General features: G+C 44.3%; 2 protein-coding genes. Both read left to right on the forward strand.

Annotated elements, in window-relative coordinates:
- Positions 1 to 300 precede the first annotated feature (300 nt).
- Positions 301 to 447 (forward strand): hypothetical protein, encoded by a 147-nt coding sequence (locus G5B11_RS18785; RefSeq protein WP_173729342.1) that lies wholly within the window; start codon positions 301 to 303, stop codon positions 445 to 447.
- Positions 437 to 574, forward strand: a complete 138-nt coding sequence (locus G5B11_RS19695; RefSeq protein ID WP_202188989.1) for a DUF5131 family protein — start codon at positions 437 to 439, stop codon at positions 572 to 574. The genes G5B11_RS18785 and G5B11_RS19695 overlap by 11 nt, the downstream gene beginning before the upstream one ends.
- Positions 575 to 619 lie beyond the last annotated feature (45 nt).

Genomic DNA, 619 nt, shown 5'->3' on the forward strand with positions numbered 1-619 from the left:
ATTTTTTTCTCAACCTTCTTTCTCGGAATTCCTTATATTTGAATTATACAAGAAGCTCCTCTCTTGACGATTCATTGTATAAATATTGTACGGTATCCGAAAACGAAAGCAAGTACGCAGAAAGTTCGTACATAGTATCAAACTACTGACCAAGGCTATAAACAGGAGGAAGTAGCCGTTGGCGATGTTGTCTGTCTATATGTTACGGCCCCGGTTTCCGCTGTTCTATATCGGTGCGAAGCTACAGAAGTCAATATTCCTTACCATTATGATGATGGCAACGTACATATGAACCATGTGATGAGATTGAAAAAGCTGGATCAGTACAACCCGTCTTTTCTCCCGTTTGAGAAGCTGAAAGCCTATGGGATTGGTGCGGTACGTGGGCCACGAAGAATGCCTCACAGTCTGATTTGCGAACTGGAAAGGAATCGGTATGAGCAGTGATATTTGGAATCCCTGGCATGGCTGCCGCAAATACAGTGAGGGCTGTGACCACTGCTATATGTACTATCTGGACAATGAACGGGGCAAATCAGGCGGGGAAATTTATAAAGTCAAGACAGTCGAGTAGACTTACACCTCACAATGTAAGCCCCTCACAGAACCGTACGTGCGG

This window comes from Blautia glucerasea, assembly GCF_013304385.1.
Classification (GTDB): Bacteria; Bacillota; Clostridia; order Lachnospirales; family Lachnospiraceae; genus Blautia_A; species Blautia_A ammoniilytica.